Origin of the sequence: Tsuneonella rigui, from assembly GCF_003958625.1 — a bacterium.
In the GTDB taxonomy this organism is placed as follows: Bacteria; Pseudomonadota; Alphaproteobacteria; order Sphingomonadales; family Sphingomonadaceae; genus Tsuneonella; species Tsuneonella rigui.
Genome location: NZ_RSEL01000028.1, coordinates 72,667 through 95,110, shown reverse-complemented (window position 1 = coordinate 95,110; position 22,444 = coordinate 72,667). Strand labels below are relative to the sequence as shown.

Genomic DNA, 22,444 nt, shown 5'->3' with positions numbered 1-22,444 from the left:
CGCGTAAGATCGGGATAAGTCTCGCTGCCCGCCTCATCGTCACGCCGCCGCCGCGTAGTGTTCGGCAGTGTCGCGCGCGACGCGCGGCCAAGCGTAAAGCGCACTCGCCAGCCGCGCGGCACGGTGCACGAACGCAGCGCGGCGCTCGGCCGGCCACGCAAAGACCGTTTCGATAGCTTCGGCCCAAGCCTCGGCGTCGCCGGGCGGGAGGAGAATGCCGGTCTCGCCGTCCTTTACCGCGTCGACCAAGCCTCCGGTACGCGCGGCGAGCACCACCCCTCCGGCCGACGCTGCTTCGCAGGCGACGAGGCCGAACCCTTCGAATTCGCCGTTCGGCAGTTCGATGTTGGGGACGATCACGCAGGTCGCGCGGGCATAGGCTTGCTCCAGCCGATCCCGATCCAGCGGCCCGAGAAACTCGACCCGCGGGTGTTCGCTGACCCACGCTTCGCGTCCGTCCGGGGTGGTCCCTGCGATCTGCAACGTGAAATTATGGGGCAGGCGGGGCAGCACTTCGCGCACGAACCAGCCGCAGCCTTTCTGCTCGATCAGCCGGCCGGCGAACAGGATCGTGCCGCCGGGTGCTTCCGGCGCAGCGTCGCCGGCGCGCAGGTCCGTGCCGAGCGGAATGACCCCGGCGACTTGCCAGCCCGTTTCCGCCGCGGCCTCGGCGGTTGCCGCCGAGTTGGCGAGCACGCGAGCGCGGGGAAGCAGGCGGGCGCCCAGCCGCAGGTAGCCGCGATAAAGAGTCCCGCGCATGCCGCCGCGCCGATGATAGGACACGTCGGTTCCGTGCGCCGAGAGGATCAGGCGCCGACCGCGGCTGGCAAGAACACCGAGCGGCCACAGCGCCATGTCACCGAGATGGATGACGTCGGGCTTGGGCATGGCGGACGCGAAGCGTTGGATGACGGTAAGCGGAAAGGCGAGCAGCTTGGCTATCGCGGGGGGGCGTCCATCGGCTCGGCCAGGCAGCGCGACGACCTCGACCGGGCCGATCCGCGCAAGCTCCTCGGCCAGCCGCACCGACCAGGTTTCCATCCCGCCCACGGCCGGCGGCCACTTGCGGGTGATGAACATGACGCGGATCGATTGCGCGCTCATGTCAGTAGTCGGAATACAGCGGCTGCGCCGGGAACGCGGCCGCTGGGCGGGGAAGGTGGTTGCCCCAGCGCAGGGTGGAGGCTTGCACGCGCGGTCCCCCAATCCGGTGCGCGCCGCGCTCGAGGTCAAGGGTGTCGCCGACGCGATACGCCCGGCCGTCGATGGTCAGCGGAGCATCCTCAGCGGTGTAGGTCCCGGGGACGTGGACTTCGATTGTCGTGCCGTCGGGGCCGGCGGGAATGCGCTTTCCGGCCACCATGAGATAACCCCAATGCGGGATGTAGCTTTCGCGCAGCCGCTGTTCGTCGGCGGGGAGCAGCCGCTCGCTATCGGTCTTGCCGGAGAATGCGGCATTGAGCGCGTGGCCGTTGGCGAGGACCATCGGCACCGTTTCGCTGTCCATGATCGCGGAAAACTGCGGGGACCCTGCGTTGCGGTAAGCCTCTAGGCCCCATCCCGAGACGAGGTAGCGCGTTCCGCGGGGGAAGGCGCCCGGGAAGTTGTCCTCGCTGAAATGCCAGACGGGTTGCGGGAAGACCGTCGCGATGCCCTGCTCGACCGTGCGCTGGCGCGCGAGGACCGCACGGTCTTCGACGATCGAGAGCAGCACGGCGCTGAGCACGAATAGCCCCGCAAGCGCGGCCGCTCCGTAGCGGCGCACGGCGCGCTCCATCGCCGGTGCCGCCGCGATCAGCACCGGCGGCAGGATGAAAGCGTAGAAATAGGGAAAGGCATTGCGGTAGATGACCACCGATACCAGCGGCAGCAGCAAGCAGCCAAGGGCGAGCCTCGTGAAGCGGGGGTAGCTCGATCGCATAATCGCGATCGGCGCGAACGCCAGGATAGCGGCGAGCACTGGGGCCAGCGCGATCTGCTTGAGCAGATAGAACCCGCGCGGAAACAAGCCGGCGGCGAACATCCGGTCCGCCGAGGCTTGCGCGGTCGTCGTCACGACTGAACGCGCTGCGGGTGCGGTTACGCCGGCAGAATCTGGCTGCGACCAGGAAATGGCGGCGAAGAACAGCGCGGGCGTTACCGCCGCGATCGTGATCGCCGCGCGCACCAGCGCCGGGCGGTCATCCGCGTCTTGCCAGCGAATTAGCAAGGCCGCGCCCATGACCGGCGCGTAGAACACGACCTTGATGGTGGCGATCGTCGCCACCGCGAGGAGGCTGGCGATCGCCAGCGCCCAAGGAATGGCGATCCGGCGGGTCAGCGCGATCCACACCGCCGCCATCATCAGCGACGCGGCAAGGGTGTCTGCCCGAAGCGAGAGCGACTGGGTGAAGGCGTAACCACCGGAGATGAGCGCCAGCCCGCACAACCAGGCGGCCTCTCGTGACGCGAAGCGGCGCGCTAGGTCGATCACAATCGCCAGCGTCGCCAGCTCGAACGGCAGCATCAGCACGCGAATGGCGAGAATGTGATCAATGACCGTCCCAGGCAGATCGGCGATCCACCAGAACAGCCACACATGGGGCGATTGCGTAGGGTTAGTCGGGAGGCCGCGCCGGTATTCGTGGATCTGGCTGAAGTGGAAGAATTCGTCCCAATTGACGCTCTTGGTTAGAGCGAGCTGGACTTGCAGCAGCACCGTCAGCGCGAGCGCCCCGAGAATCAGCGTGCGCGCGGGAATGGCGAGTTTCGGTCCTGCACGCAGAACGGAGGCGTCCGCCAGGCTGGCCACGGTCAGCCGCGCTTCGCCAGCCGGGCGACGGGAGCGGTCGGGGCCTGATCGGTCGCGGTTGCGGTCGGAAGGTGCGGCTGTTGCAGCCCTTCTTCTATCTGACGCAGCCGCTTCAGCGCCGTCTCGAGCAGCTTGCGGTTGGCGGCGATGGACTCTGCGAGAATGCCCATCATGGCCGCGATCGCCCCCAGGATCAGCAAGGCGCCGCCCAGGATCAGCGACTGGACGTGGCCCTGGCCGCCGCCGTTGAGCCAGAACCAGGTGAACCGCAGGAACGGGATCATGCCGAGCAGTGCCAGCACCATGCCGGCGGCTCCGAACACTCGCAGCGGATTGTAGGTGGCATAGACGCGCGCAATGGTCACCAGGGTGCGGCTGATGAACTGCGGAATCGACTTGAACAGGCGGCTGGACCGAACCGCGCCGTTGGTGCGGACAGGGACGCTGGCGATCTTCATCCGCTTCCGGCCCGCCTGGATCAGCATGTCGGTGGTGTAGGAAAATTCGGTGGTGATGGTCAGCGACTGCGCGGCCTCGCGGCTGATTGCGCGGAACCCGCTGACCGCGTCGGTGATGTCAGTGCGCGAGAGCGTGCGCACGACATAACTGCCTAGGCGCTGGAGCCGCCGTTTCACCGGCCCGAAGTGCGCATTCTTGGCGACCCCGCGATCGCCGATGACGATATCCGCGCGCCCTTCGACGACGGGGCGGACGAGCTCCGCGATATCCGCGCCGACGTATTGCCCGTCGGCGTCGGTGTTGACGATGATGTCGGCGCCCTCGCGCAAGGCGCGGTCGATACCGTTCTGGAAGGCGGCGGCGAGGCCGCGGTTGCCGCGATGGCTGACGATGTGATGGACGCCCCACAGCCGGGCGACTTCGGCGGTGCCGTCGCGCGAGCCGTCGTCGATCACGAGGATTTCGATCGTGTCGATGCCGTCGATCTTGCGCGGCAGCGCGAGCAGCGTCTCCGGCAGAAATTCCGCTTCGTTGAAACACGGAATTTGAATGATCAGCTTGGTCACGAAACCCCCCGGTCGCTCGACGCGTGTCGATCGCGGCGGGTATCGCGGGGAAGCGCTTAAGAAAGCGTAAACCACGTTTGGTTGGAAACCGGTCATGGGGCTGAGCGGAGTGGAAGACGAGCACTATGCGGGTTGACATGATATCATGATATGATATCGCGATATCAAATGACGCGCATTCTCGCTGATCTGCCTGATGAGGACATCAAATGGCTCGATGCTCGCGCGGCTGAGCAAGGAAAATCGCGCGCGTCGGTGCTGCGTGAGGCGGTCAGAGCCTACAAAGCCGAAGCGGCGTCCGATAGTGGGCTCGACTGGCTGGACGAGGGCTTCGGCCTGTGGGCGCGCGCCGGTCTGGTGATCGATCCTCACGACTACGAACGCCGGCGTAGAGCCGAATGGACGCGGCCGTGGGACGATGATTACGAGGAGGTTCGCGCGGAATCGCCCGACTTGTTCGATGAGGAAGATGACCGGCAGCGGCAGATCTACCTCGATATGCTCAAGGGCAAGTACCCGCAGCCCAAGGCCCCGCCACGATCATGAGCGGATTTGCATTCGACGCCAATATCGTGATCGACGCTCTCTCGGGGTTCCTGCCAGCGCGAGCGGAAATTCAACGCGCCGTTTCAGGGGGTGGGCGTGCCTGGATCAGTCGGATGGCGTGGCTGGAAGTTCTCTCCAAAGGTGACGCCGTCATCGTAAAGGGCGCGCTCGCCTTCATGAGCCATTTCGGCATCGACGAGATGGACGAGGAGATCGCCCTGCGCGCTGCCGCGCTCCGCCGGGAGAGGCCCCGCTTGAAGTCGCCGGACGCGGTCATCCTCGCCTCTGCGCAGACCCGCGGCCGGGTGCTCGTGACCCGCAATACCAAGGATTTCCCCGCCGAGATGCCCGGCGTTCGCGTTCCCTATATCCTCTAGAGAAAGTCTAAAAGTTCATGTGCGGAATCATCGGCATCGCCGGCAAGGAAGCAGTCGCGGACCGGCTGGTCGATGGCCTCAAGCGGATGGAATACCGCGGCTACGACAGCGCGGGCGTGTGCACCGTGCATGATGGCCAGCTCGTCCGTCGGCGTGCCGAGGGCAAGCTTGCCAACCTGGTGAAGGAACTGGCCGCGCACCCTGCGCCTGGCGAGATCGGCATCGCGCACACCCGCTGGGCGACCCACGGCGCGCCGACCGCCAACAACGCGCATCCGCACGCGACCGAACACGTAGCGCTAGTCCACAACGGCATTATCGAGAACTTCAAGCCGCTGCGCGACGAGCTGATCGCCGACGGCCGCCGGCTGGAGAGCGAGACCGACAGCGAGGTTGTCGCCCACCTTGTCAGCCGCGAAGTCGAGCGCGGCGCTTCCCCCGAGGAGGCGGTCAAGGCGGTCCTTCCGAGGCTGCGCGGCGCGTTTGCGCTGGCGATCGCCTTCAAGGCCTATCCCGACCTGCTGATCGGCGCGCGGCTCGGCTCGCCGCTGGTGCTCGGATACGGCGAGGGCGAGACGTACCTCGGTTCCGACGCGCTCGCACTGGCGCCGCTGACCCAGCGCATCGCCTACCTCGAGGAAGGCGACTGGACCGTGATCACCCGCGACGGCGCGCAGGTCTACGACGCCGACAACAACCCCGTCACGCGCGAGATCACCACCTCCGGCGCCTCAGCCGCGGCGGTCGAGAAGGGCAACTACCGCCACTTCATGCAGAAGGAGATCTACGAGCAACCGATCGTCGTCGCGCAGACGCTGCGCAGCTACATCCGCCAGGTCGATAGCACCGTGGCGCTGCCGCAGATCGACTTCGACCTGTCGACCATCCGCCGCGTGACCATCGTCGCCTGCGGCACCTCGTTCTACGCCGGGATGGTCGCCAAGTACTGGTTCGAGACCTTTGCCCGCGTGCCGGTGGACATCGATTACGCGAGCGAGTTCCGCTACCGCGAGCCGGTGCTCGAGGACGGCGGCCTGTCGCTGTTCATATCGCAGAGCGGCGAGACCGCCGATACCCTCGCCGCGCTGCGCTATTGCAAGCAGGCCGGCCAGACGATCGCGGTGGTGGTCAACGTGCCGACCAGTTCGATGGCGCGTGAGGCGGACCTGCTGCTGCCGACTCACGCCGGGCCGGAGATCGGGGTCGCCAGCACCAAGGCGTTCACCTGCCAGCTGGCGGTGCTTGCCGCGCTCGCCGCGCACCTCGCGGTCAAGAAGGGCCGGATGGACCGAAGCGAGGAGCAGGAGGTCGTGCGGCACCTGCTGGAAGCGCCGGCCGCGCTCAACGCCGCGCTCGATCACGACGACGACATTGCCGCGATGGCCCACCTGATCGCGCCGGCGCGCGACGTGCTCTACCTCGGCCGCGGACCGGATTATCCGCTGGCGCTCGAAGGCGCGCTGAAGCTCAAGGAGATCAGCTACATCCACGCCGAGGGCTACGCCTCGGGCGAGATGAAGCACGGGCCGATCGCGCTGATCGACGAGGCGGTGCCGGTGATCGTCCTCGCGCCGAGCGGGCCGCTGTTCGAGAAGACCGTCTCCAACATGCAGGAAGTGCGCGCGCGCGGCGGGAAGATTGTGCTGATCTCCGACGAGGTGGGGCTGGCGGAGGCGGGCGAGGGGTGCCTCGCGACCATCGCCATGCCCAAGGTCCACCCGCTGATCGCGCCGCTGGTCTATGCCGTCCCAGTGCAGCTTCTCGCCTATCACGTCGCCTGCGTGAAGGGGACCGATGTCGATCAGCCGCGCAATCTCGCGAAATCGGTCACGGTCGAATAGATCACCGCAAGAGGATTCGTGGTTAACGCGAGCTTGCGCCGAGGGTTGGTAACTTCCCTTTCATTCCCGCGATTTACCGGCCCCTAACCTTTGCCCCCGTAAAGGCGACGGGTGAGCGATCGCAAGACTCCCGCACCCGATGTCCAGGCGGACATCCCGCTGCTTGCCATCCTGGGTCTGAAGGACCCGGAGGGTGCGGATTGGAGCCGCTTGCGTGGGCTGCAATATGCGCAGTTGCTCAGCACTGTGCGGCAGCGGATGGCGGTCCATGCAGTCTGCGCGTTGCTGGCCCTGGTTGTCTACGCCGGCAAGGCGCCGCTCTGGCTGATGGTCGCGTTCGCGGCCGCGTTGGTTAGTTCGGTCGTGCTGAACACCCGGTCCAATCAGGGAGTGGCGCTGGGCGATCGGCCGCGGATCTCGCGCGAGGAAATCCTGCGCAAGGCCCGCGCGACGGCTGCGGTTGCGGCGGCCTGGTGCGTCGGCATTCTCGGCTTTGCCGGGTTCGGCGGAGATGCGGAGCGGGCCGGCATGGGTCTCCTGGTCGCGGTGCTGCTGGTGGGATCATCGATGGCGCTCGGCGCCGCGCCGCTCGCGACCCTCATCATGGGCGGGCTCACCGGGCTGGCGGCGATCGGCAGCTTCCTGTGGTTCGGCCAATATGCGCTCGCGGTCGCGATCATGATGATGCTGGCCGGAGTCGCCAAGGGGGCGTTTTCGGTCGCCCGGATGCAGCTGACCGCCTGCCTCGCCGAAGCGGGGGTGGCCGAGCAGAGCGAGGTCGTCTCGCTGCTCTTGCGTGAGTTCGAGGAAAACCAGGCCGATTGGCTGTGGCAGATCGATACCAATCGGATGATCCGCGGGGCGTCCCCGCGGTTCGCGTTCGCGCTTGGCCGGCCGGTGGAGGAAGTCGAGGGCAAGCCCTTCGTCGAGTTGATCTCGGGCGAGGCGTGGGAGACGGGTCAGTTTCCGGCGTCGCTGCATGACCTTGCTGAGCGCCTGAAGCGCCGTGAGAGCTTTTCCAACCTGCTGGTCAAGGTGGCGATCGGCCGCGAGCATCGCTGGTGGGAGCTCTCGGGGACCCCGATGCTGGACGATAACGGAGCCTACCTCGGCATCCGCGGGGTCGGCTCGGACGTCACCGAGCAGCGCGAATCGAGCGAGAAGATCGCCTACCTCGCGCGCTACGACACGCTCACCGGGCTGCCCAACCGCCTGATGCTGACGGAAGCGCTGGGAGACGCGCTGCGGTATGCCGAACAATGGCGCACCCGCTGTGCGTTCCTGATGATCGACCTCGACCGCTTCAAGGCGGTCAACGATTCATTGGGACACCTCGTCGGCGACAAGCTGCTCGCACAGGTCTCGGCGCGCCTCAAGGCGCTGATGGGCGAGAACGAGCTGTGCGGCCGTTTGGGCGGCGACGAGTTTGCGATCGTCATTCGCGACGCGTCCGAACGCGGCTGCATCGAACGCGTTGCCAAAAACGTCATCAACCGGCTGTCGCAGCCTTACGAGGTCGATCACCACACGCTCTACGTCGGCGCCTCGGTCGGGTCGGCGATCGGTCCGCGCGACGGCAAGACGGTCGAGGAGCTGATGCGCAACGCCGACCTCGCGCTCTACCGCGCGAAGGACGATGGCGGCAACGAGCACCGCAACTACGAGCCGTTGCTCCACGCCAATGCCGAGGAGCGCCGTCAGCTCGAATTCGCGCTGCGCCAGGCGCTGGAAAAGCGCGAGCTCGAGCTCAATTTCCAGCCGGTGGTCGACGCCAATACGGAAAGCGTGGTCAGCTTCGAGGCGCTGGTGCGGTGGAACAGCGCCGACCACGGCCCGGTGAGCCCGGGCAAGTTCGTGCCGATCGCCGAGGACACGCGACTGATCGTGCCGATCGGCACCTGGGTGATGGAGCAGGCCTGCCGCGAGGCGACCCGCTGGCCGGAGCACGTCCGCATCGCGGTCAACGTCAGCCCCGAACAGCTGTTCGAACCGGACTTCGCGACCACCGTCGTCCGGGCGCTGACCGCCAGCGGTCTCGAAGCGCGCCGGCTCGAGCTGGAAGTGACCGAGAGCATCTTCCTGCGCGACGCCAGCATCGCGCGCGCCAGCCTCGAACAGGTCATGGCGCTGGGTTGCACGGTGGCGCTGGACGATTTCGGCACCGGCTATTCCTCGCTCGGCTACCTCAGGAAAATCCGCTTCTCGACCATTAAGGTCGATCGCAGCTTCGTCACCGGCGCGGGGCAGGGCAGCAAGGAAAGCCTCGCGATCATTCGCGCCGTGGTGGCGATGGCCGACAGCCTCGAGATGTCGACCACCGCCGAGGGTGTCGAAAGCGCCGAGGAAGCGGAAATGATCCGCAAATTGGGCTGCACCAAGATCCAGGGGTATTACTTCGGCCGCCCGATGCGCGCCGAGGATGCGCTCCAGCTGTTCCGGCGCCGGCTCGACGTGCCCGAGCGGCTGCGCGCCTAAGCGGCGACCAGTCCCCGCACCGCGCTTTCGAACAGCGCGCGCCCGTCGCTGCCGCCCAGCTCCGGCTCGATCGCCCGCTCCGGGTGCGGCATCATGCCGAGCACCGTGCCGGCCGCGTTGAGGATGCCCGCGATCCGCCGCTGCGAACCATTGCATTCGTCGGCATAGCGGAACGCCACCCGGCCCTCGCCTTCCAGCCGGTCCAGCGTGGCATCGTCGGCGAAGTAGTTGCCGTCGTGATGCGCGACCGGCAGCGTGATCGTTTCGCCCGCCTCGTAGCCGCCGGTGAACAGCGACTGGCTGTTCTCTACCGTCAGCGGCGCGGCGCGGCAGGTAAAGGTGAGCTGTGCATTGCGCATCAGCGCGCCGGGCAGCAGCTCAGCCTCGGTCAGCACCTGGAAGCCGTTGCACACGCCCAGCACTGGCACGCCCCGGCCGGCCGCGGCGACGACCGCGCGCATCACCGGGCTGCGGCTGGCGATCGCGCCGCAGCGCAAGTAATCGCCGTACGAGAACCCGCCCGGCACCGCGATGAAATCGAGCCGGTCGGGCAATTCGCTGTCACCGTGCCACACCCGTAGCGCGGGCGTGCCCGATACCTTCTCCAGCGCCATCGCCATGTCGCGGTCGCAGTTCGATCCGGGGAAGGTGATGACCGCCGCGCGAAAGGCCATCACGCGTGCTCCGGCTTCTCGATGCGGTAGTTTTCGATCACCATGTTGGCGAGCAGCGTGCGGCACATCTGGTCGAGCGCCTCGTCGCTGGTGCCGTCGGCGACGTCGAGCTCGACGGTGCGGCCGATGCGGACATCCTCGATCCCATCGAAGCCAAGTCCTTCGAGCGCGTGGTGTACCGCACGCCCCTGAGGATCGAGCACCCCGGGCTTCAGGCTGACGTGGACGCGGACTTTCATGGATACGGCCCTTTGGCTGGCGGGGACGCGCGCAGCCTATGGCGGAGGGGCGGCGTCACGACAAGGGTTGGCTAGCGCTTTCCCCCGCTGGCCGTACGAACACCTCGACCGCAGCGTCAGGGGCTAGGTAACGCGCGGCGGTGGCCTGCAGGTCGGCGGGGGTGATGCCTTCGATAGTTGTCTTCGCGGTCAGGAAGCGGTCGATCCGGTACGACTTGGTCTGCGCGCGCGCGGCCAGCTGCAGCCAACCGCCGTTGTTCTTCAGAGCGTTATCGTACGATTCCAGCAGCGGCCGCCGGGCTCTCGCCAGCGTGTCCGGATCGACCGGCTCGTTCGCCAGCCGCTGCATGACCGCCCGGATAGCGGTGCGAGTCGCGGCGACATCGGCGGTATCGACCGAAGCGCTAAGCGAGAATGTGCCGTAGCCGCGCCACACGGTCGAGGGCGCACTGCGGGCGCCGGGCGAATACGCCTTGCCGAGCTTCTCGCGGATCTCCTCAGTCAGCTCGATCTGGATTACGCGCTCAAGCAGCTCGAGCCGCTGCACGGTTGCGGCATCGGTATCGTCGGTGGTCGGCCACGTGTACTGCAGCAGCGCCTGATCGGCTTCCCCGGTATGCACCACCGTGCGCGGACTGCGGTCGGCGGTGAACGGACGATCGCGCCGGTCCTCGCGCGGGAGAAAGTCGGGCTCGCGAGCGGGCAGGGCGCCGAGCGTCTTCGCCACCAGCGCGATGGCCGCGTTCTCATCGAAGTCGCCGACCAGTGCCAACTCGATTGCGCCGTGCGCCAGCCGGTCGGAGATCGTCTCGCGCAGCTTGGCGAACGATAGCTTCTGGTAGTCGGCCGGTCTCTGGACGGTGAAGCGCGGATCGTTGTCCGACAGGATACCCCCAATCGCCGCGTTCAGCGCGCCGCCGGGGGTGGCGTCCTTGCGCAAAAACCAGTTGGCGATCTCGCGCCGGTAGGTGACTTCGCCTTCGCGCCGGTAGCCCGGGTCGGTGAGCGCAGCAGCGAGCAGATCGAGTTGGAGCTCCAGGTCGGCGGTAGTCGTCGAACCTGCGCTGGCAAAGGTATCTCCGCCCGAGGCGAGGTTGATGGAGGCGGTCCGCCCGGCCAGCAGGGTGACAAGCTCGTCTTGCGAATGCTTGCCCAGGCCCCCCGCCGGCAGGCTTCCCGTCATCGCGGTCGCGAGCGGTTTCTTGCGCGTGGCAAGCAGATCGCCGCCGTCGAGATTGAGCACGAACCGCACGCGGTCCGCTTCGAGCGCGGTACGCTTGAGGTTGAGGCGCACGCCGTTGGCGAAGCGGACTTCGCGGATGCCGGTGCGCGGCTCGACCGTATCTGCGACCACCGTGCCTGGCGTGCCGAAATCGGTGTAGGCGAAGGATCCGGCGGCCACCGTATAGGGCGCGGCGATCGTTTCAGCCATATCGGCGTCCCAGGCCGCGCGCAGCGCTGCATCGCCGCCGGCGGGCGCCACCCGGCCCTGGAACCGGATCAGCGGATCGTTGAGCGGCGCGGCGTCGTCCTTCATCGCCGCCAGCACCGCCTCGGGTGTGATGGAGGGTGCGAACTCCTCGAACCGCGCCAAGGCGCTTTCCGGGGTGGCCGGGACCAGGTCGTTGTTCAGCAGCTGCTCGATCGCGCCGACCAGCGCGGCATTGCTGCGGGTCGAAGCGGCACGTGCGGCGTTCTCCTGCGATTGGCGCGTCCGCGCGACCTGCTCTGCGATCTCTGCATCGGAGAAGCCGTATTCGAGTGCTCGCCGCCATTCGCGCACCGCCGCGTCGAGTCCCTGGCGCCATTTGCCATCGAGCGCATCAACGATGAAGTTGGTCGTCCGGCCGACCTTGAACACGTCGCCGGTGCCGAATCCCGCACCGCGATAGGGCGCATCGGCCTGCCGCGCGAGCGTGGCCAGCCGCCGGTTGACCGCGGCATAGCCGATCGATCGCAGCAGGTTGGTGCGGCGCTGCGCGATCGTGTCGGGCTCCTCGGTCCACGGCGACAGCGCGGTGACGGTCACTCGCTCGGACAAGGCCGGGTCGAGATAGATGTCGGTTTGGCCGCGCCGAGCGAGGTCCACTGGCCCGGCATTCGGCTCTGGCGGGGCGGGCGGGCCTGACCAATCGCCGAAACGCGCGGCGATCGCCTTTTGGGTCGCGGCCACATCGATATCTCCGACCACGATCAGCACCGCGTTAGCGGGCACATAGGCACGGCGGTACAAACCGCCGATGCGGTTCGCACCGGCCGCCTTCAGCGTGGCATCGGTTCCTATCGGCAACCGCTCGGGATAGCGGGCGCCGGGCGCGATGAACGCCCACTCATCCTCGGTTTCCTTGAGGGCGTAGGTGGTCCGGTCGCGCTTTTCTGCCAACACTACCCCGCGCTCGCGATCGATCGCCTCGGGGGAGAGCGTAAGCTCGCTGGCGGTCTCGCGCATCAGCATCAGCGCGGTCTCGACCAGCTTCGGGTCGGCGCGCGGCAGGTCGAGCTTGTAGGTGGTCGCCTCGAACCCGGTCGAGGCGTTGGTATCGGCGCCGAATGCGAGCCCCTCGCGCTCGAGCAGCTTGATCATCTCGCCTTCGGGCACGTGGGTCGAGCCATTGAACGCCATGTGCTCGAGGAAATGCGCGAGGCCGCGCTCGTCGTCGGTCTCCTCCAGCGACCCCGAACCGATCCGCAGCCGCACCAGCACGGTGCCTTCGGGCGTGTGGTTCTCGCGCAAGACGTAGCGCATGCCGTTGGGCAGCCGGCCGAAGGTGAACGCGGGATCGACCGGGACGTCGCTCTGTTCGAATGCCCACGCGGGCGGGGCGTCTTCGGCATATGCGGGAACGGCGAGAAGGACGGCGAAACCCGCCAGCAGCGAACGCTTCATGTGCACCTCCTTGCCGGTCCCGGCTGAACCGGGCAACAACCGGACCCGCATGAAGCTCGATCTGGTCTACAATCCGGCGGCGGGCAGCTTCCGCCCGGCGCGGCTGGCGGCGCTGGTGCGCGCGTTCGACGCCCATGGGGCAGAGGTCACCGCGCTGCCGACCACCCGCGACGGCGTGCAGCTGTCTGGCACGGCAGACCTCGTCTGCGTCCACGGCGGCGACGGCACCTTGCGCGACACGGTGCAGGCGCTGGGTGAGCGCGCAGGCGAAGTGCCGCTGTGCATCGCGCCTGCCGGAACCATCAACCTGGTCGCGCGCGAACTCGGCTACGCACGCGATCCGGCGAAGCTCGCGGCGCAGGTCTGCGCGGCGTGGGAACGGGGAAAAGAGAGCTGGGTGCGCGCGCCGCTCTATCGGCTGGGCGAGATGCCGGTGGTCGCCTGCTTGTCGATCGGTCCTGACAGCCACGCGGTGGCGCGGGTGTCGGGCGCGCTCAAGCGGCGGATCGGCCGGTTCGCCTACGTCGTGGCGATGCTGCAGGTGCTGCGCGAATGGCCGCGTGAGACGATGACGGTTTCCGGCGAGCTCAGCGACGGCAACGCGTTCGAATGCGAAGCGGCGGCGGTGATCGTAAGTCATTCGGCGCTGTTCGGCGGGCCGTTCCAGCTCGCACCAAGCGCTTCATTGACAGCCGATGCGGTCGAATTGATCGTCCTCGAACGCCCCTCGCGCCTCCGCGTCGCCGCGTTCACCGCCGCCGCGATCGCCCGCCGGCCGCTCGACCGCCTCGGTCTCGCGACCTTCCGCAGCGTCCGCCGCGTCACCTTCGACCGCTGCGTCAGCCCGGTCCAGGTCGACGGCGACCACCTGCCCGATTGCGCCTACGCCATTGGGCCAAGCGGGATGAGCCTGACCTACGTGGTCTAGCGCAAGTCCTTCGGCAGGCAGGCTTCGGACGAATGGAGCCAGTCGCCTTCATAGGTCGCAGCAACCTTGGGCAGGCCGGGGGGAAGCGTCATCGTCTGGTCCGGGTCATACATGGCCCAGGCCATCGAGTTGTCGAACCGCGCCAGCCGTGCGTTGTCGCGCTCGGCGAGCGCCGGATCGATCTCGGGCCGCTCGGTGCGAGAGCCGCGCACCAGCCGCAAGCTCCCGTCGCGCCGGTCGAACGCGCGGTAATAGACGTGCCCGTACATCGACGTGTCGAACATGCTGTTGAAGCGCCAATTCTCCGGGTTCGTGTTCTTCGGCAGGCGCAGCGTGGTGACATAGCAGGTGAACGAAGGAGAGTCATAGAACGGCGCCGTCTGATCCTGGTCGGCGGCGCGCTGGTGCCGCCCGGGGGGACTGAACCCGCCGCCCGGCAAGGCGAGCGAGCGTTCGGCACCGTCTACGTCCCAGTCGACCGGCCCGATGCCGGCGATTTCCAGTACGCTGGCCCGCTCGTCGCGGTCGAAGCGGTAAGTGACCGAGTCGATCGAATCCCAGCTACTATCGCCGGTCAGGTTGTTGCGAAACGCCTGCAGCAACTGGTCGGCGGTGAGCGCGGAGAACTGGGCATATTGCACCAGCGCATCCGGACCGCGCTTGATCGAGGTGGTCACGATGCGGGCCGGCGCGTCGATCCCGTCGCGCGCGTCGATCTCGTAGAGATTGAGCTCTTCGGGCTTTTTTGCCGGGACCCATGCGATCTTTTCGAGCGCGCTGCCTCTCGCCGTCAGCGGCAGTACCCAGCGATAGGGGAAATCGGGCGCGAGGCTCGCGGTGGCGACGACCGGCAGGGTGCCATCGAGCCAATATTTCTTGCCGCCAATGGTCGCGCGGACGAGCACGTGATTGAATAGCCCCGGATTGGGCAGGCGGGCATCGAACCCGTCGTCCGCGCCGCTGTTTTGGACCAGCACGGGTTCGGCCGCGATGCCCAGCTCGCCCAGCAATGCGAGTAGGAGCGCGGTCTTGGCCTTGCAGTCGCCGTAGCGCCGCTGCCAGGTCTGGTCCGCGCTCGCGGGAAGGAAGTTGCCCCCGTCGAGCCCGATGTAGATATAGCGCACCTGCTGCTGGACCAACGCCAGCGCCTCCTGCGCCCGCGCGAGCGGATCGGTCTGCTGGGCGGCGATCCTCGCGGCTTCCTGCTTCAACGGGGAATCAGGCGCGAGCTTGGCGGCATCGGTGAACAGTCCCACGAACCGCTGCGAGACGGCATTCCAGCCGACGAAGTCGCTGTACTCGATGAGCCGCTGCCAATTGTAACGTGGCGGGGCATCCTTCGGCGGGACCAACGCGGCCGGGTTGTCGGCGCTGATCTCTATGGCGTGCGCGCTGCGGACGACCTCCGCACCGAAATCGTTCGTCGCGTTGATACGCGGTTCTTCGCCTTCCTCCCAACTCACCCCGAGGTGGTAGCGGCCGGGCAGCGTGGTGCCGGGCAGCAGCAGTATGCCTGCGTTCTGGTTCTTCAGCGTCGGATCGCTCGAGGGCAGCGTGTAAGCCACCTCGAGCTCGTCGCCCACGCGCAAGTCGGGCACCTTTAGCACCGCGGTCAGCGTGCCGCTGAGCATCGCCTGCTCGAGCTGGTCTTCGCGCCGCAATACCTCGAACGCGGTCTTGGCGAGCACATCGATCGTCTCCGATCCGCGGTGGACCTTGACCGCGTGGATCGTCGGCGTCCCGCTCGCCGGATTCCACGCGATGGCGAGGTTGCCGAGCTGCAAGGCCTGCGTGTGCAGCAGCTTCACGCGCTGCCCCACGTACGTGGACTGTCCATGCGCATCGAGATGGAGGACAGTGTCCTGCAGGCGGACGAACGCCAGGCCGCTCGCGTCGGGCGGCACCGGCAGCGGCTCGGACGGGGTCACCCACGCGGGCGGCGGACCCTTAGCCACTTGCTGCTGGGTCTGCGCGGAGCTCGGGTTATCCTGCGCGGCCGCCGGTAGAGCGACCGCGGCACCCGCTGCGGCGAGCAGTATCGTCTTGAAATGTCTCATTGCGCCCCCTTGCGGACCATCATGCCGCGAAGGTTCCGAAGCGCAAGGGTTTTGCGGGCCGGGCCCTACTTCTTCGGCTTACCCGACCGCAGGCGCCCCCGGTGGGCGGACATGTCGAACACCTCGCCGGGCGTGCCGTTGTCTTCCTGCAGCAGACCGAGGCGGCGGGCGACTTCCTGGTAGGCCTGTTCTTCCCCGCCGAGATCGCGGCGGAAGCGGTCCTTGTCGAGCTTTTCGCCGGTGGCGATGTCCCACAGGCGGCAGCCGTCGGGGCTGATCTCGTCGGCCAGGATGGTGCGCGCGAAGTCGCCGTCCCAGATGCGGCCGAACTCCAGCTTGAAGTCGATCAGGCGGATGCCGATCGCGGCGAACATGCCGCACATGAAGTCGTTGATGCGGATCGCCATCGACGAGATGTCCTGCATCTCCTCGTGGCTCGCCCAGTTGAAGCAGGCGATCTCTTCTTCGGAAATGAACGGGTCGCCGAGTGCATCGTCCTTGTAGCAGTATTCGATCAAGGTGTGCGGCAGCGGCTCGCCTTCCTCGATGCCGAGGCGCTTGGTCAGCGAGCCGGCGGCGACGTTGCGAACGATCACCTCGATCGGGATGATCTCGACCTGGCGCACCAGCTGTTCGCGCATGTTGAGGCGGCGGATGAAGTGGGTCGGGATGCCGATGTGCGCGAGCCGCGTGAACACGTGCTCGCTGATGCGGTTGTTGATCACGCCCTTGCCGTTGATCGTGCCCTTCTTCTGGGCGTTGAAGGCGGTCGCATCGTCCTTGAAGTACTGGATCAGCGTGCCCGGCTCGGGGCCTTCATAAAGGATCTTGGCCTTGCCTTCGTAAACCTGGCGGCGGCGGGATGACATGGGTGCGCTTCCTTCTCGGGCAGCGTGGAAAATGCGGCGCCCCGGCGCGCGGGTCGGCTGTGACGCGCTGGCCGGGGCTAGTGCGCGCGCCATAGGCAAAACGGCGCGCGAAAGCAATCAGCGCGCCTTGGGGCCCTTGCGGTGCGGCTTCTTCGGCCAGGGCATTTTAGGACCGGCTTCATTGCGCGGGCCACGCGGCTTGCTGTCATTGGGCGCGCCCTTGCCTTTGGGACCGCGCTCTGGGCGAGCAGTGGTCGGTCGCCGGTTCCGGGCAGCCTCGCGCGGCGTGTCGGGAGCTGGCTCGATCGTCACGTCGCCGCCGTCCTCGCTGCTCGCCGTCCGGGTGAGCGCGGAGGCGAACTTGTCGGCGATCGTGCGGGGAACCTGGAAATAGGTCTCATTGGGACCGATGCGGATCGCGCCGATCTCATTGCGCGTGATGTGGCCGCGGCGGCAGAGCAGCGGCAGGATCCAGCGCGGGTCCGCATTTTGCCGGCGGCCGACGTCCATCCGGAACCAGACGATATCCTCGAATCCGGGCCGGTGGCGGTCCTGCTTTTGCGCTGCGCGAGCTTCGGGCGTGTTGGCGGTCAGCTCCTCGGGCTGAGGCATTGCGGCGCGGTGCGCGCGGACGAGTGCGGCGGCGACGTCCTCGGGGCTGCGCTCTTGCAGCAGCTTGGCGGCGATCGCCTGATCCTCCTCGTCGGTTTCGACCGGTGCGAGCAAGGCTTCGAGCAGGCGCGCACGGTCGTTGCGGCGGATATCGTCGGCGGTCGGCGGATCGATCCATTGCGCCTCGATCCGCGCACCGCGGAGCATCGATTCCACCCGGCGGCGGCGCGGGTAGGGGACGATCAGGACCGCGGTGCCCTTCTTGCCCGCGCGTCCGGTGCGACCGGAACGGTGCTGCAACGTCTCTGCATCGCGGGGGATTTCGACATGCACCACCAGGCTGAGCGTCGGCAGGTCGATTCCGCGCGCAGCCACATCGGTCGCGACGCACACCCGCGCACGACGGTCGCGCAGCGCCTGGAGCGCTTGGTTTCGCTCGGACTGCGAGTGTTCGCCCGATAGCGCGACGACGGCGAACCCACGCTCCTGCAAAGTTGCGTGGAGCCGGCGGACGTTTTCGCGCGTGGCGCAGAACAGCATCGCGGTCTCTGCTTCGTGGAAGCGAAGCAGGTTGACCACCGCATGCTCGATCTCGGCGGGGCTGACGGTCATCGCCCGGTAGGCGATGTCGCCGTGTCCGCGATCGTCCCCGATCGTCGAGATGCGCAGCGCGTCGCGCTGATACTGACGCGCGAGGAGGGCGATCGCCGGGGGCATCGTGGCCGAAAACAGCAGCGTCCGACGCTCCTGCGGCGTCGCATCGAGGATTTCCTCGAGGTCCTCGCGGAAGCCCATGTCGAGCATCTCGTCCGCCTCGTCGAGCACCACGGTGCGCAAGCCTGTGAGATCGAGCGCGCCGCGCTCGAGATGGTCGCGCAGCCGGCCCGGCGTGCCCACGACGATCTGCGGCCCTTCGCGCAGGCCGCGGCGCTCCTTCGACGGATCCATCCCGCCGACACAGGTGGCGACGCGGGCACCGGCCTGGCCATAGAGCCAGACGAGTTCGCGGCTGACTTGCAGCGCCAACTCACGGGTCGGCGCCACGATCAGGGCGAGCGGTTGGCCGGCAATCTCAAGCGAGCCATCCTGGCGCAGCAGCTCGGTCGCCATCGCCATCCCGAAGGCGACGGTCTTGCCCGAGCCGGTCTGCGCCGAGACGATGAGATCGCGGCCATTCGCTTCCGGCGCGAGCACCGCCGCCTGAACGGGGGTGGGCTCCGCGTAGCCGCGCGCGGCGAGGGCTTGGGCGAGAATCGGCGGGAGGTTGGGAAACGGCATCGGCGCTAGATAGGCGTTATCGGCGTCAGCGCACCGTGCGCGTTGAAATATATCTCAGGCGGTCACGCTTCGCCGCAGATCGAGTGGAACCCGGCGGCCATGAACTTTGCGAGCCGCTGCTTGACCGCGCCGAAATCGTCCGACCGACAGATTCCGCCCGAGAGCTTGTCGATGCGGCCGGTGCGCGCGAGGCTCAGCATCAGCGCGCCGGTGACGAAGTGATAGCCCCAGAAGATGTCTTCTTCGGCGCAGTGCGGCAGCGCTTTTTTGAGCAGCCCGATCAGGCGTAGCACGACGGGATCGAAATGCTGGTCCATCAGGTCCGCACCCCACGCCGGAGTGTTGGACACCTGCGCGCCGAGCTTGGCGTAGTTGCGCCAGCCTTCGCCGCCGTGGGTATAGGTATCGAGGTCGGTGTCGAGGAACGCGTGCAATGCGCCCTCGACGGTCGGCTTGCCGCCGCAGGACGCTTCGTATTCGTCGAGCGCCTTCATCCGCCGCTCGCTGGTCACCACCGCGCGGCGCGCGAACACCGCGTCGAACAGCGCCTTCTTGTCGTCGAAGTAGTAGTTGAGCAGCGTGTGATGGACGCCAACCTGCTTGGCGACGTCTTTCAGCGTTACTCCGTGAAGCCCGTGCTGCGAGAACAGCTCTTCGGCTGCATCGTAGATTTGCTCCATCGTTTCGGCGCGCTGTTCGGCCTTGCGCGACTTGCGGACGGGTTTCTTGGCTTCGCTCACGCGCCTTGCATCACCGGTGCAGAGCAGAGCGTCAACCCGTCACAGGCCAGTGAGCAAATTTAATTCACACGCGAGTGAGCGTTGCGTTGACAGCGCGAAGACCGCTCGGCAGGATGCGCGCGCCCTGGGAGAGGGTGGGCTCGCGGCCCTCATGCGCGAGGGAGAGAGCATGGAACTTCAGTCCACCGCCGGGCCGATCGACGCCGCTGCACCTGCACACAAGGGCGTCCGCGGGCGGCCGGGCGTGGTCCTGGCGATGCTGACGTTCGTGTACGTCATCAACTTCCTCGACCGGCAGCTCTTGAGCATCCTCGCCAAGCCGATCCAGGACACGCTGCACGTCACCGACGGCCAGCTTGGCAAGATCGGCGGGCTCTACTTCGCGATGTTCTACTGCTTCATCGCCATCCCGGTGGCGTGGCTGGCGGACCGGACTAATCGCGTCGCGGTGCTGAGCGTCGCCTGCGGCATCTGGAGCGCGGCGACGATGGCGTGCGGGATGGCGCAGACTTATCCGCAACTCGTCATCGCCCGCATGACGGTGGGCTTCGGCGAAGCGGGCGGGGTGCCGCCCTCCTATGCGCTGATCACCGATACTTTCGCGCCCGGCCGGCGCGGGTTCGCGTTCGGCATCTACAATCTCGGCCCGCCGATCGGCGCTGCGCTGGGCATCGCGCTCGGCGCCTCGATCGCCGCGGCGTTCGACTGGCGGCACGCCTTCATCGCGATCGGCGCGATCGGCGTCGTGGCGGCGGTCGCCTTGCCGCTGCTGATCGCGGAGCCGGCGCGCGGCGGAACCGACGGGCACGCGCACCCGGTGTCGGAGAAAGCCCCGTTCTGGGCTACCGTGCGCGCCTTCTTCGGCAATCCGACGCTGACCCTGACGGCCTTCGGCACCGGTGCTACCCAGTTCGTCACCTATGGCCTCGGCAACTTCGCGGTGCTGTTCCTCATGCGCGAGAAGGGCATGACGCTCGAGGAAGTGGCCCTCTGGTACGCCCTCGTCGTCATCGTCGGGATGGGCGGCGGCATGCTGGTGTCGGGCCGGATCATCGACAAGATGACAGCCGAGTCGCGCCGCTACTTCGCCTCGCTTCCGGCAGGCTCGCTGGCGATCTCGATGCCGTTCTACATCGCGTTCCTGTGGGCGCCCGAATGGCCGCTGGCGCTGGTGCTGCTGACGATCGTCAACTTCTTCAACTACTTCTACCTCTCGTGCGCGGTCACGCTGACGCAGGAGGAATCGGCGCCGAACCAGCGGGTGCTTGCCGGGGCGCTGCTGCTGCTGGTGGCGAACTTCATCGGCCTCGGCCTCGGGCCTACCTGGGTCGGCGCGGCGAGCGACTGGCTCGCGGCGCGGGGGCATGCCAATTCGCTGCAACTGGCGCTGTATACGCTGACTCCGTTTTACCTCATCGCGATCGCGCACTTCCTCGTGCTGGCGCGGCGCCTGCGCCACCTGGAGGCAAACTCGTGAAATCCGCAATTATTGCCGCTCTCGCGCTGACCGTCGCGATGCCTGCGTTTGCCAAGGGGCCGGCGGTCGACGCCCCCGCGGGCGCCGTGCGCGGGTACAAGGACGGTCCGGTAAGCGTGTTCAAGGGCATTCCCTACGCGCAGCCGCCCATCGGCGATCTGCGCTGGAAGCCGCCGCTCGCCCTCCCGCGCTGGGCCGGCACCAAGCTCGCCACCGACTTCGGACCGGCGTGCGTCCAGAACCAGCGCGGCCCCGCCAACATCTATTCGGGCGCCGAGAAGCTTCCCGTGAGCGAGGACTGCCTGACCCTCAATGTTTGGCGGCCGGCCAAGGCGAAGAAGGCGCCGGTTCTCGTTTGGATCCACGGCGGCGCGCTGACCGCGGGTTCGAGCCGCGAGCCGCTTTATGATGGTCGCCCCCTGGCCGAGCGCGGCGTCGTGGTGGTGTCGATTAACTACCGCCTCGGCGTGCTCGGCTGGATGGCGCATCCGGAGCTGAGCGCGGAAAGCGCTGTGGGCGTCTCGGGCAATTACGGCCTGCTCGATCAGGTCGCAGCGCTGCAGTGGATCAAGGCCAACATCGGTGCGTTCGGCGGCGATCCGGATAATGTGACGATCGCGGGCGAGTCCGCCGGTGGGCTGAGCGTGATGTACCTGATGGCCTCGCCCGCCGCGCGCGGCCTGTTCGACAAGGCGATCGCGCAAAGCGCGTACATGATCTCGACCCCTGAGTTGACCAAAGGCGCGTTCGGAGCACCGTCTGCGGAGGCGGTTGGACAGTTCGTCGCCAAGGGTGTGGAAGCGCCGGACCTCGCGGCGTTGCGCAAGCTCGACGCGCAGGAGCTGACCGAGAAAGCCGCCAAGCTTGGCTTCGCGCCCTTCGGCACGGTCGATGGCAAGATCCTGCCGCGCCAATTGGTCGATACGTTCGACAAGGGCGAGCAGGCGCCGGTGCCGATCCTCGCCGGGTTCAACCAGGGCGAAATCCGCACCTTGACGATCCTCGCGCCCAAGGCGCCGGAATCGGCAGAGGAATACGAAAAGCAGATCCGCGAGAAGTACGGCGATCTCGCCGATGCCTTCCTCAAGCTCTATCCGGCTGCGGATTATCGCGAGAGCATCCTCGCGGCGACGCGCGACGCGCTCTACGGCTGGACCGCCGAGCGGCTGGTGCGGTCGCAAACTGCGGCCGGGCAGGCAGCATACCTCTATCTGTTCGATCACGGCTATCCGGCGATGGACGACGCCGGCCTGCACGCCTTCCATGCGAGCGAGCTGCCATACGTCTTCGGCACGCCGGAACGCGTCGGCCCGCTGTGGCCCCGCGTCCCCGACACGGTTCAAGAGCGCGGCATGTCCGACGCGATGCTCGGCTACTGGACCAGCTTCGCCAAGAGCGGCGCGCCGGTAGCCGCGAAGGCGCCCGAGTGGCACCCCTATGCGCACGGCGGATCGTTCATGTGGTTCGGCGACGTCCCGACGCTCAGCGCAGGGCTGATGCCGGGCATGTTCGCGCTCAACGAGGACGTGATGTGCCGCAAGCGCGCCACGGGGCAGGTGGGCTGGAACTGGAATGTCGGCCTTGCCTCGCCGGTACTACCGCGCCCGACCTCGGCCTGTAACTGACCG

At 67.4% G+C, this 22,444-nt stretch carries 17 protein-coding genes; 7 read left to right on the top strand and 10 right to left on the bottom strand.

All coding sequences use genetic code 11. The annotated features are described in order from the left end of the window. Window positions 1–39: 39 nt before the first annotated feature. Genes ELY12_RS12005 through ELY12_RS11995 form a run of 3 tightly spaced genes read right to left on the bottom strand, consistent with a single transcriptional unit; the run spans window position 40 to window position 3,816 of the window. Window positions 40–1,104 (bottom strand): glycosyltransferase family 4 protein, encoded by a 1,065-nt coding sequence (locus tag ELY12_RS12005; protein ID WP_126176948.1) that lies wholly within the window; start codon window positions 1,102–1,104, stop codon window positions 40–42. Between the two features lies 1 nt (window position 1,105). Further along, window positions 1,106–2,791, bottom strand: a complete 1,686-nt coding sequence (locus ELY12_RS12000) for a hypothetical protein (RefSeq protein WP_126176947.1) — start codon at window positions 2,789–2,791, stop codon at window positions 1,106–1,108. Between the two features lie 2 nt (window positions 2,792–2,793). Beyond that, on the bottom strand, window positions 2,794–3,816 hold the full coding sequence (locus ELY12_RS11995) for a glycosyltransferase family 2 protein (protein WP_241229843.1): 1,023 nt from the start codon (window positions 3,814–3,816) through the stop codon (window positions 2,794–2,796). A gap of 168 nt (window positions 3,817–3,984) precedes the next feature. Here ELY12_RS11995 and ELY12_RS11990 point away from each other — a divergent pair, with 168 nt between their 5' ends. From ELY12_RS11990 to ELY12_RS11975, 4 genes are all read left to right on the top strand, one after another. Continuing rightward, a complete protein-coding gene (locus ELY12_RS11990; protein WP_126176945.1) occupies window positions 3,985–4,362 on the top strand; it encodes a ribbon-helix-helix protein, CopG family in 378 nt (125 codons plus the stop codon). Then, on the top strand, window positions 4,359–4,739 hold the full coding sequence (locus tag ELY12_RS11985; protein ID WP_126176944.1) for a PIN domain-containing protein: 381 nt from the start codon (window positions 4,359–4,361) through the stop codon (window positions 4,737–4,739). Before ELY12_RS11990 ends, ELY12_RS11985 begins: the two co-directional genes overlap by 4 nt. A 17-nt stretch (window positions 4,740–4,756) precedes the next feature. Beyond that, window positions 4,757–6,580 carry a glutamine--fructose-6-phosphate transaminase (isomerizing) gene (gene glmS / locus ELY12_RS11980; protein ID WP_126176943.1) on the top strand — a complete coding sequence of 608 codons (1,824 nt, stop codon included), beginning with the start codon at window positions 4,757–4,759 and terminating at the stop codon, window positions 6,578–6,580. 111 nt (window positions 6,581–6,691) lie between these two features. Continuing rightward, window positions 6,692–9,055 carry a putative bifunctional diguanylate cyclase/phosphodiesterase gene (locus ELY12_RS11975; protein ID WP_241229842.1) on the top strand — a complete coding sequence of 788 codons (2,364 nt, stop codon included), beginning with the start codon at window positions 6,692–6,694 and terminating at the stop codon, window positions 9,053–9,055. Here ELY12_RS11975 and purQ read toward each other — a convergent pair. From purQ to ELY12_RS11960, 3 genes are read right to left on the bottom strand one after another with little or no spacing between them, the layout of a single operon-like run. Then, window positions 9,052–9,729 carry a phosphoribosylformylglycinamidine synthase subunit PurQ gene (gene purQ / locus ELY12_RS11970; protein ID WP_126176942.1) on the bottom strand — a complete coding sequence of 226 codons (678 nt, stop codon included), beginning with the start codon at window positions 9,727–9,729 and terminating at the stop codon, window positions 9,052–9,054. The genes ELY12_RS11975 and purQ overlap by 4 nt on opposite strands. Further along, complete coding sequence (purS, locus tag ELY12_RS11965; protein WP_126176941.1) at window positions 9,729–9,968, bottom strand: phosphoribosylformylglycinamidine synthase subunit PurS; 240 nt, start codon at window positions 9,966–9,968, stop codon at window positions 9,729–9,731. The genes purQ and purS overlap by 1 nt, the downstream gene beginning before the upstream one ends. A gap of 55 nt (window positions 9,969–10,023) precedes the next feature. Further along, entirely contained in the window at window positions 10,024–12,855 is a 2,832-nt protein-coding gene (locus ELY12_RS11960; RefSeq protein ID WP_126176940.1) for a M16 family metallopeptidase, read from the bottom strand. 49 nt (window positions 12,856–12,904) lie between these two features. Here ELY12_RS11960 and ELY12_RS11955 point away from each other — a divergent pair, with 49 nt between their 5' ends. After that, complete coding sequence (locus tag ELY12_RS11955; RefSeq protein ID WP_126176939.1) at window positions 12,905–13,783, top strand: diacylglycerol/lipid kinase family protein; 879 nt, start codon at window positions 12,905–12,907, stop codon at window positions 13,781–13,783. On the opposite strand, the gene ELY12_RS11950 is transcribed toward ELY12_RS11955, so the two are convergent. From ELY12_RS11950 to ELY12_RS11935, 4 genes are all read right to left on the bottom strand, one after another. Further along, window positions 13,780–15,840: a DUF3857 domain-containing protein gene (locus ELY12_RS11950; protein WP_126176938.1), complete on the bottom strand. Its 2,061-nt coding sequence runs from the start codon at window positions 15,838–15,840 to the stop codon at window positions 13,780–13,782. The genes ELY12_RS11955 and ELY12_RS11950 overlap by 4 nt on opposite strands. 65 nt (window positions 15,841–15,905) lie before the next feature. Beyond that, a complete protein-coding gene (gene purC / locus ELY12_RS11945; RefSeq protein WP_126176937.1) occupies window positions 15,906–16,709 on the bottom strand; it encodes a phosphoribosylaminoimidazolesuccinocarboxamide synthase in 804 nt (267 codons plus the stop codon). A 117-nt stretch (window positions 16,710–16,826) separates the two neighbouring features. Continuing rightward, entirely contained in the window at window positions 16,827–18,599 is a 1,773-nt protein-coding gene (locus tag ELY12_RS11940) for a DEAD/DEAH box helicase (protein WP_126176936.1), read from the bottom strand. Window positions 18,600–18,661: 62 nt separating this feature from the next. Then, window positions 18,662–19,339 carry a TetR/AcrR family transcriptional regulator gene (locus tag ELY12_RS11935; RefSeq protein WP_241229841.1) on the bottom strand — a complete coding sequence of 226 codons (678 nt, stop codon included), beginning with the start codon at window positions 19,337–19,339 and terminating at the stop codon, window positions 18,662–18,664. A gap of 169 nt (window positions 19,340–19,508) precedes the next feature. Between ELY12_RS11935 and ELY12_RS11930 the strand changes: the two genes are divergently transcribed. Together ELY12_RS11930 and ELY12_RS11925 are read left to right on the top strand one after the other, a co-directional pair. Beyond that, on the top strand, window positions 19,509–20,816 hold the full coding sequence (locus ELY12_RS11930; RefSeq protein ID WP_126176935.1) for a spinster family MFS transporter: 1,308 nt from the start codon (window positions 19,509–19,511) through the stop codon (window positions 20,814–20,816). Then, window positions 20,813–22,441: a carboxylesterase/lipase family protein gene (locus ELY12_RS11925; RefSeq protein ID WP_338142065.1), complete on the top strand. Its 1,629-nt coding sequence runs from the start codon at window positions 20,813–20,815 to the stop codon at window positions 22,439–22,441. Before ELY12_RS11930 ends, ELY12_RS11925 begins: the two co-directional genes overlap by 4 nt. Window positions 22,442–22,444 lie beyond the last annotated feature (3 nt).

Coding starts and splice junctions, on each gene's coding strand:
- ELY12_RS12005 (WP_126176948.1), bottom strand. CDS start 1,104: ATGAGCGCGCAATCGATCCGCGTCATGTTCATCACCCGCAAGTGGCCG.
- ELY12_RS11990 (WP_126176945.1), top strand. CDS start 3,985: ATGACGCGCATTCTCGCTGATCTGCCTGATGAGGACATCAAATGGCTC.
- ELY12_RS11985 (WP_126176944.1), top strand. CDS start 4,359: ATGAGCGGATTTGCATTCGACGCCAATATCGTGATCGACGCTCTCTCG.
- glmS (WP_126176943.1), top strand. CDS start 4,757: ATGTGCGGAATCATCGGCATCGCCGGCAAGGAAGCAGTCGCGGACCGG.
- purQ (WP_126176942.1), bottom strand. CDS start 9,729: ATGGCCTTTCGCGCGGCGGTCATCACCTTCCCCGGATCGAACTGCGAC.
- purS (WP_126176941.1), bottom strand. CDS start 9,968: ATGAAAGTCCGCGTCCACGTCAGCCTGAAGCCCGGGGTGCTCGATCCT.
- ELY12_RS11960 (WP_126176940.1), bottom strand. CDS start 12,855: ATGAAGCGTTCGCTGCTGGCGGGTTTCGCCGTCCTTCTCGCCGTTCCC.
- ELY12_RS11955 (WP_126176939.1), top strand. CDS start 12,905: ATGAAGCTCGATCTGGTCTACAATCCGGCGGCGGGCAGCTTCCGCCCG.
- ELY12_RS11950 (WP_126176938.1), bottom strand. CDS start 15,840: ATGAGACATTTCAAGACGATACTGCTCGCCGCAGCGGGTGCCGCGGTC.
- purC (WP_126176937.1), bottom strand. CDS start 16,709: ATGTCATCCCGCCGCCGCCAGGTTTACGAAGGCAAGGCCAAGATCCTT.
- ELY12_RS11940 (WP_126176936.1), bottom strand. CDS start 18,599: ATGCCGTTTCCCAACCTCCCGCCGATTCTCGCCCAAGCCCTCGCCGCG.
- ELY12_RS11930 (WP_126176935.1), top strand. CDS start 19,509: ATGGAACTTCAGTCCACCGCCGGGCCGATCGACGCCGCTGCACCTGCA.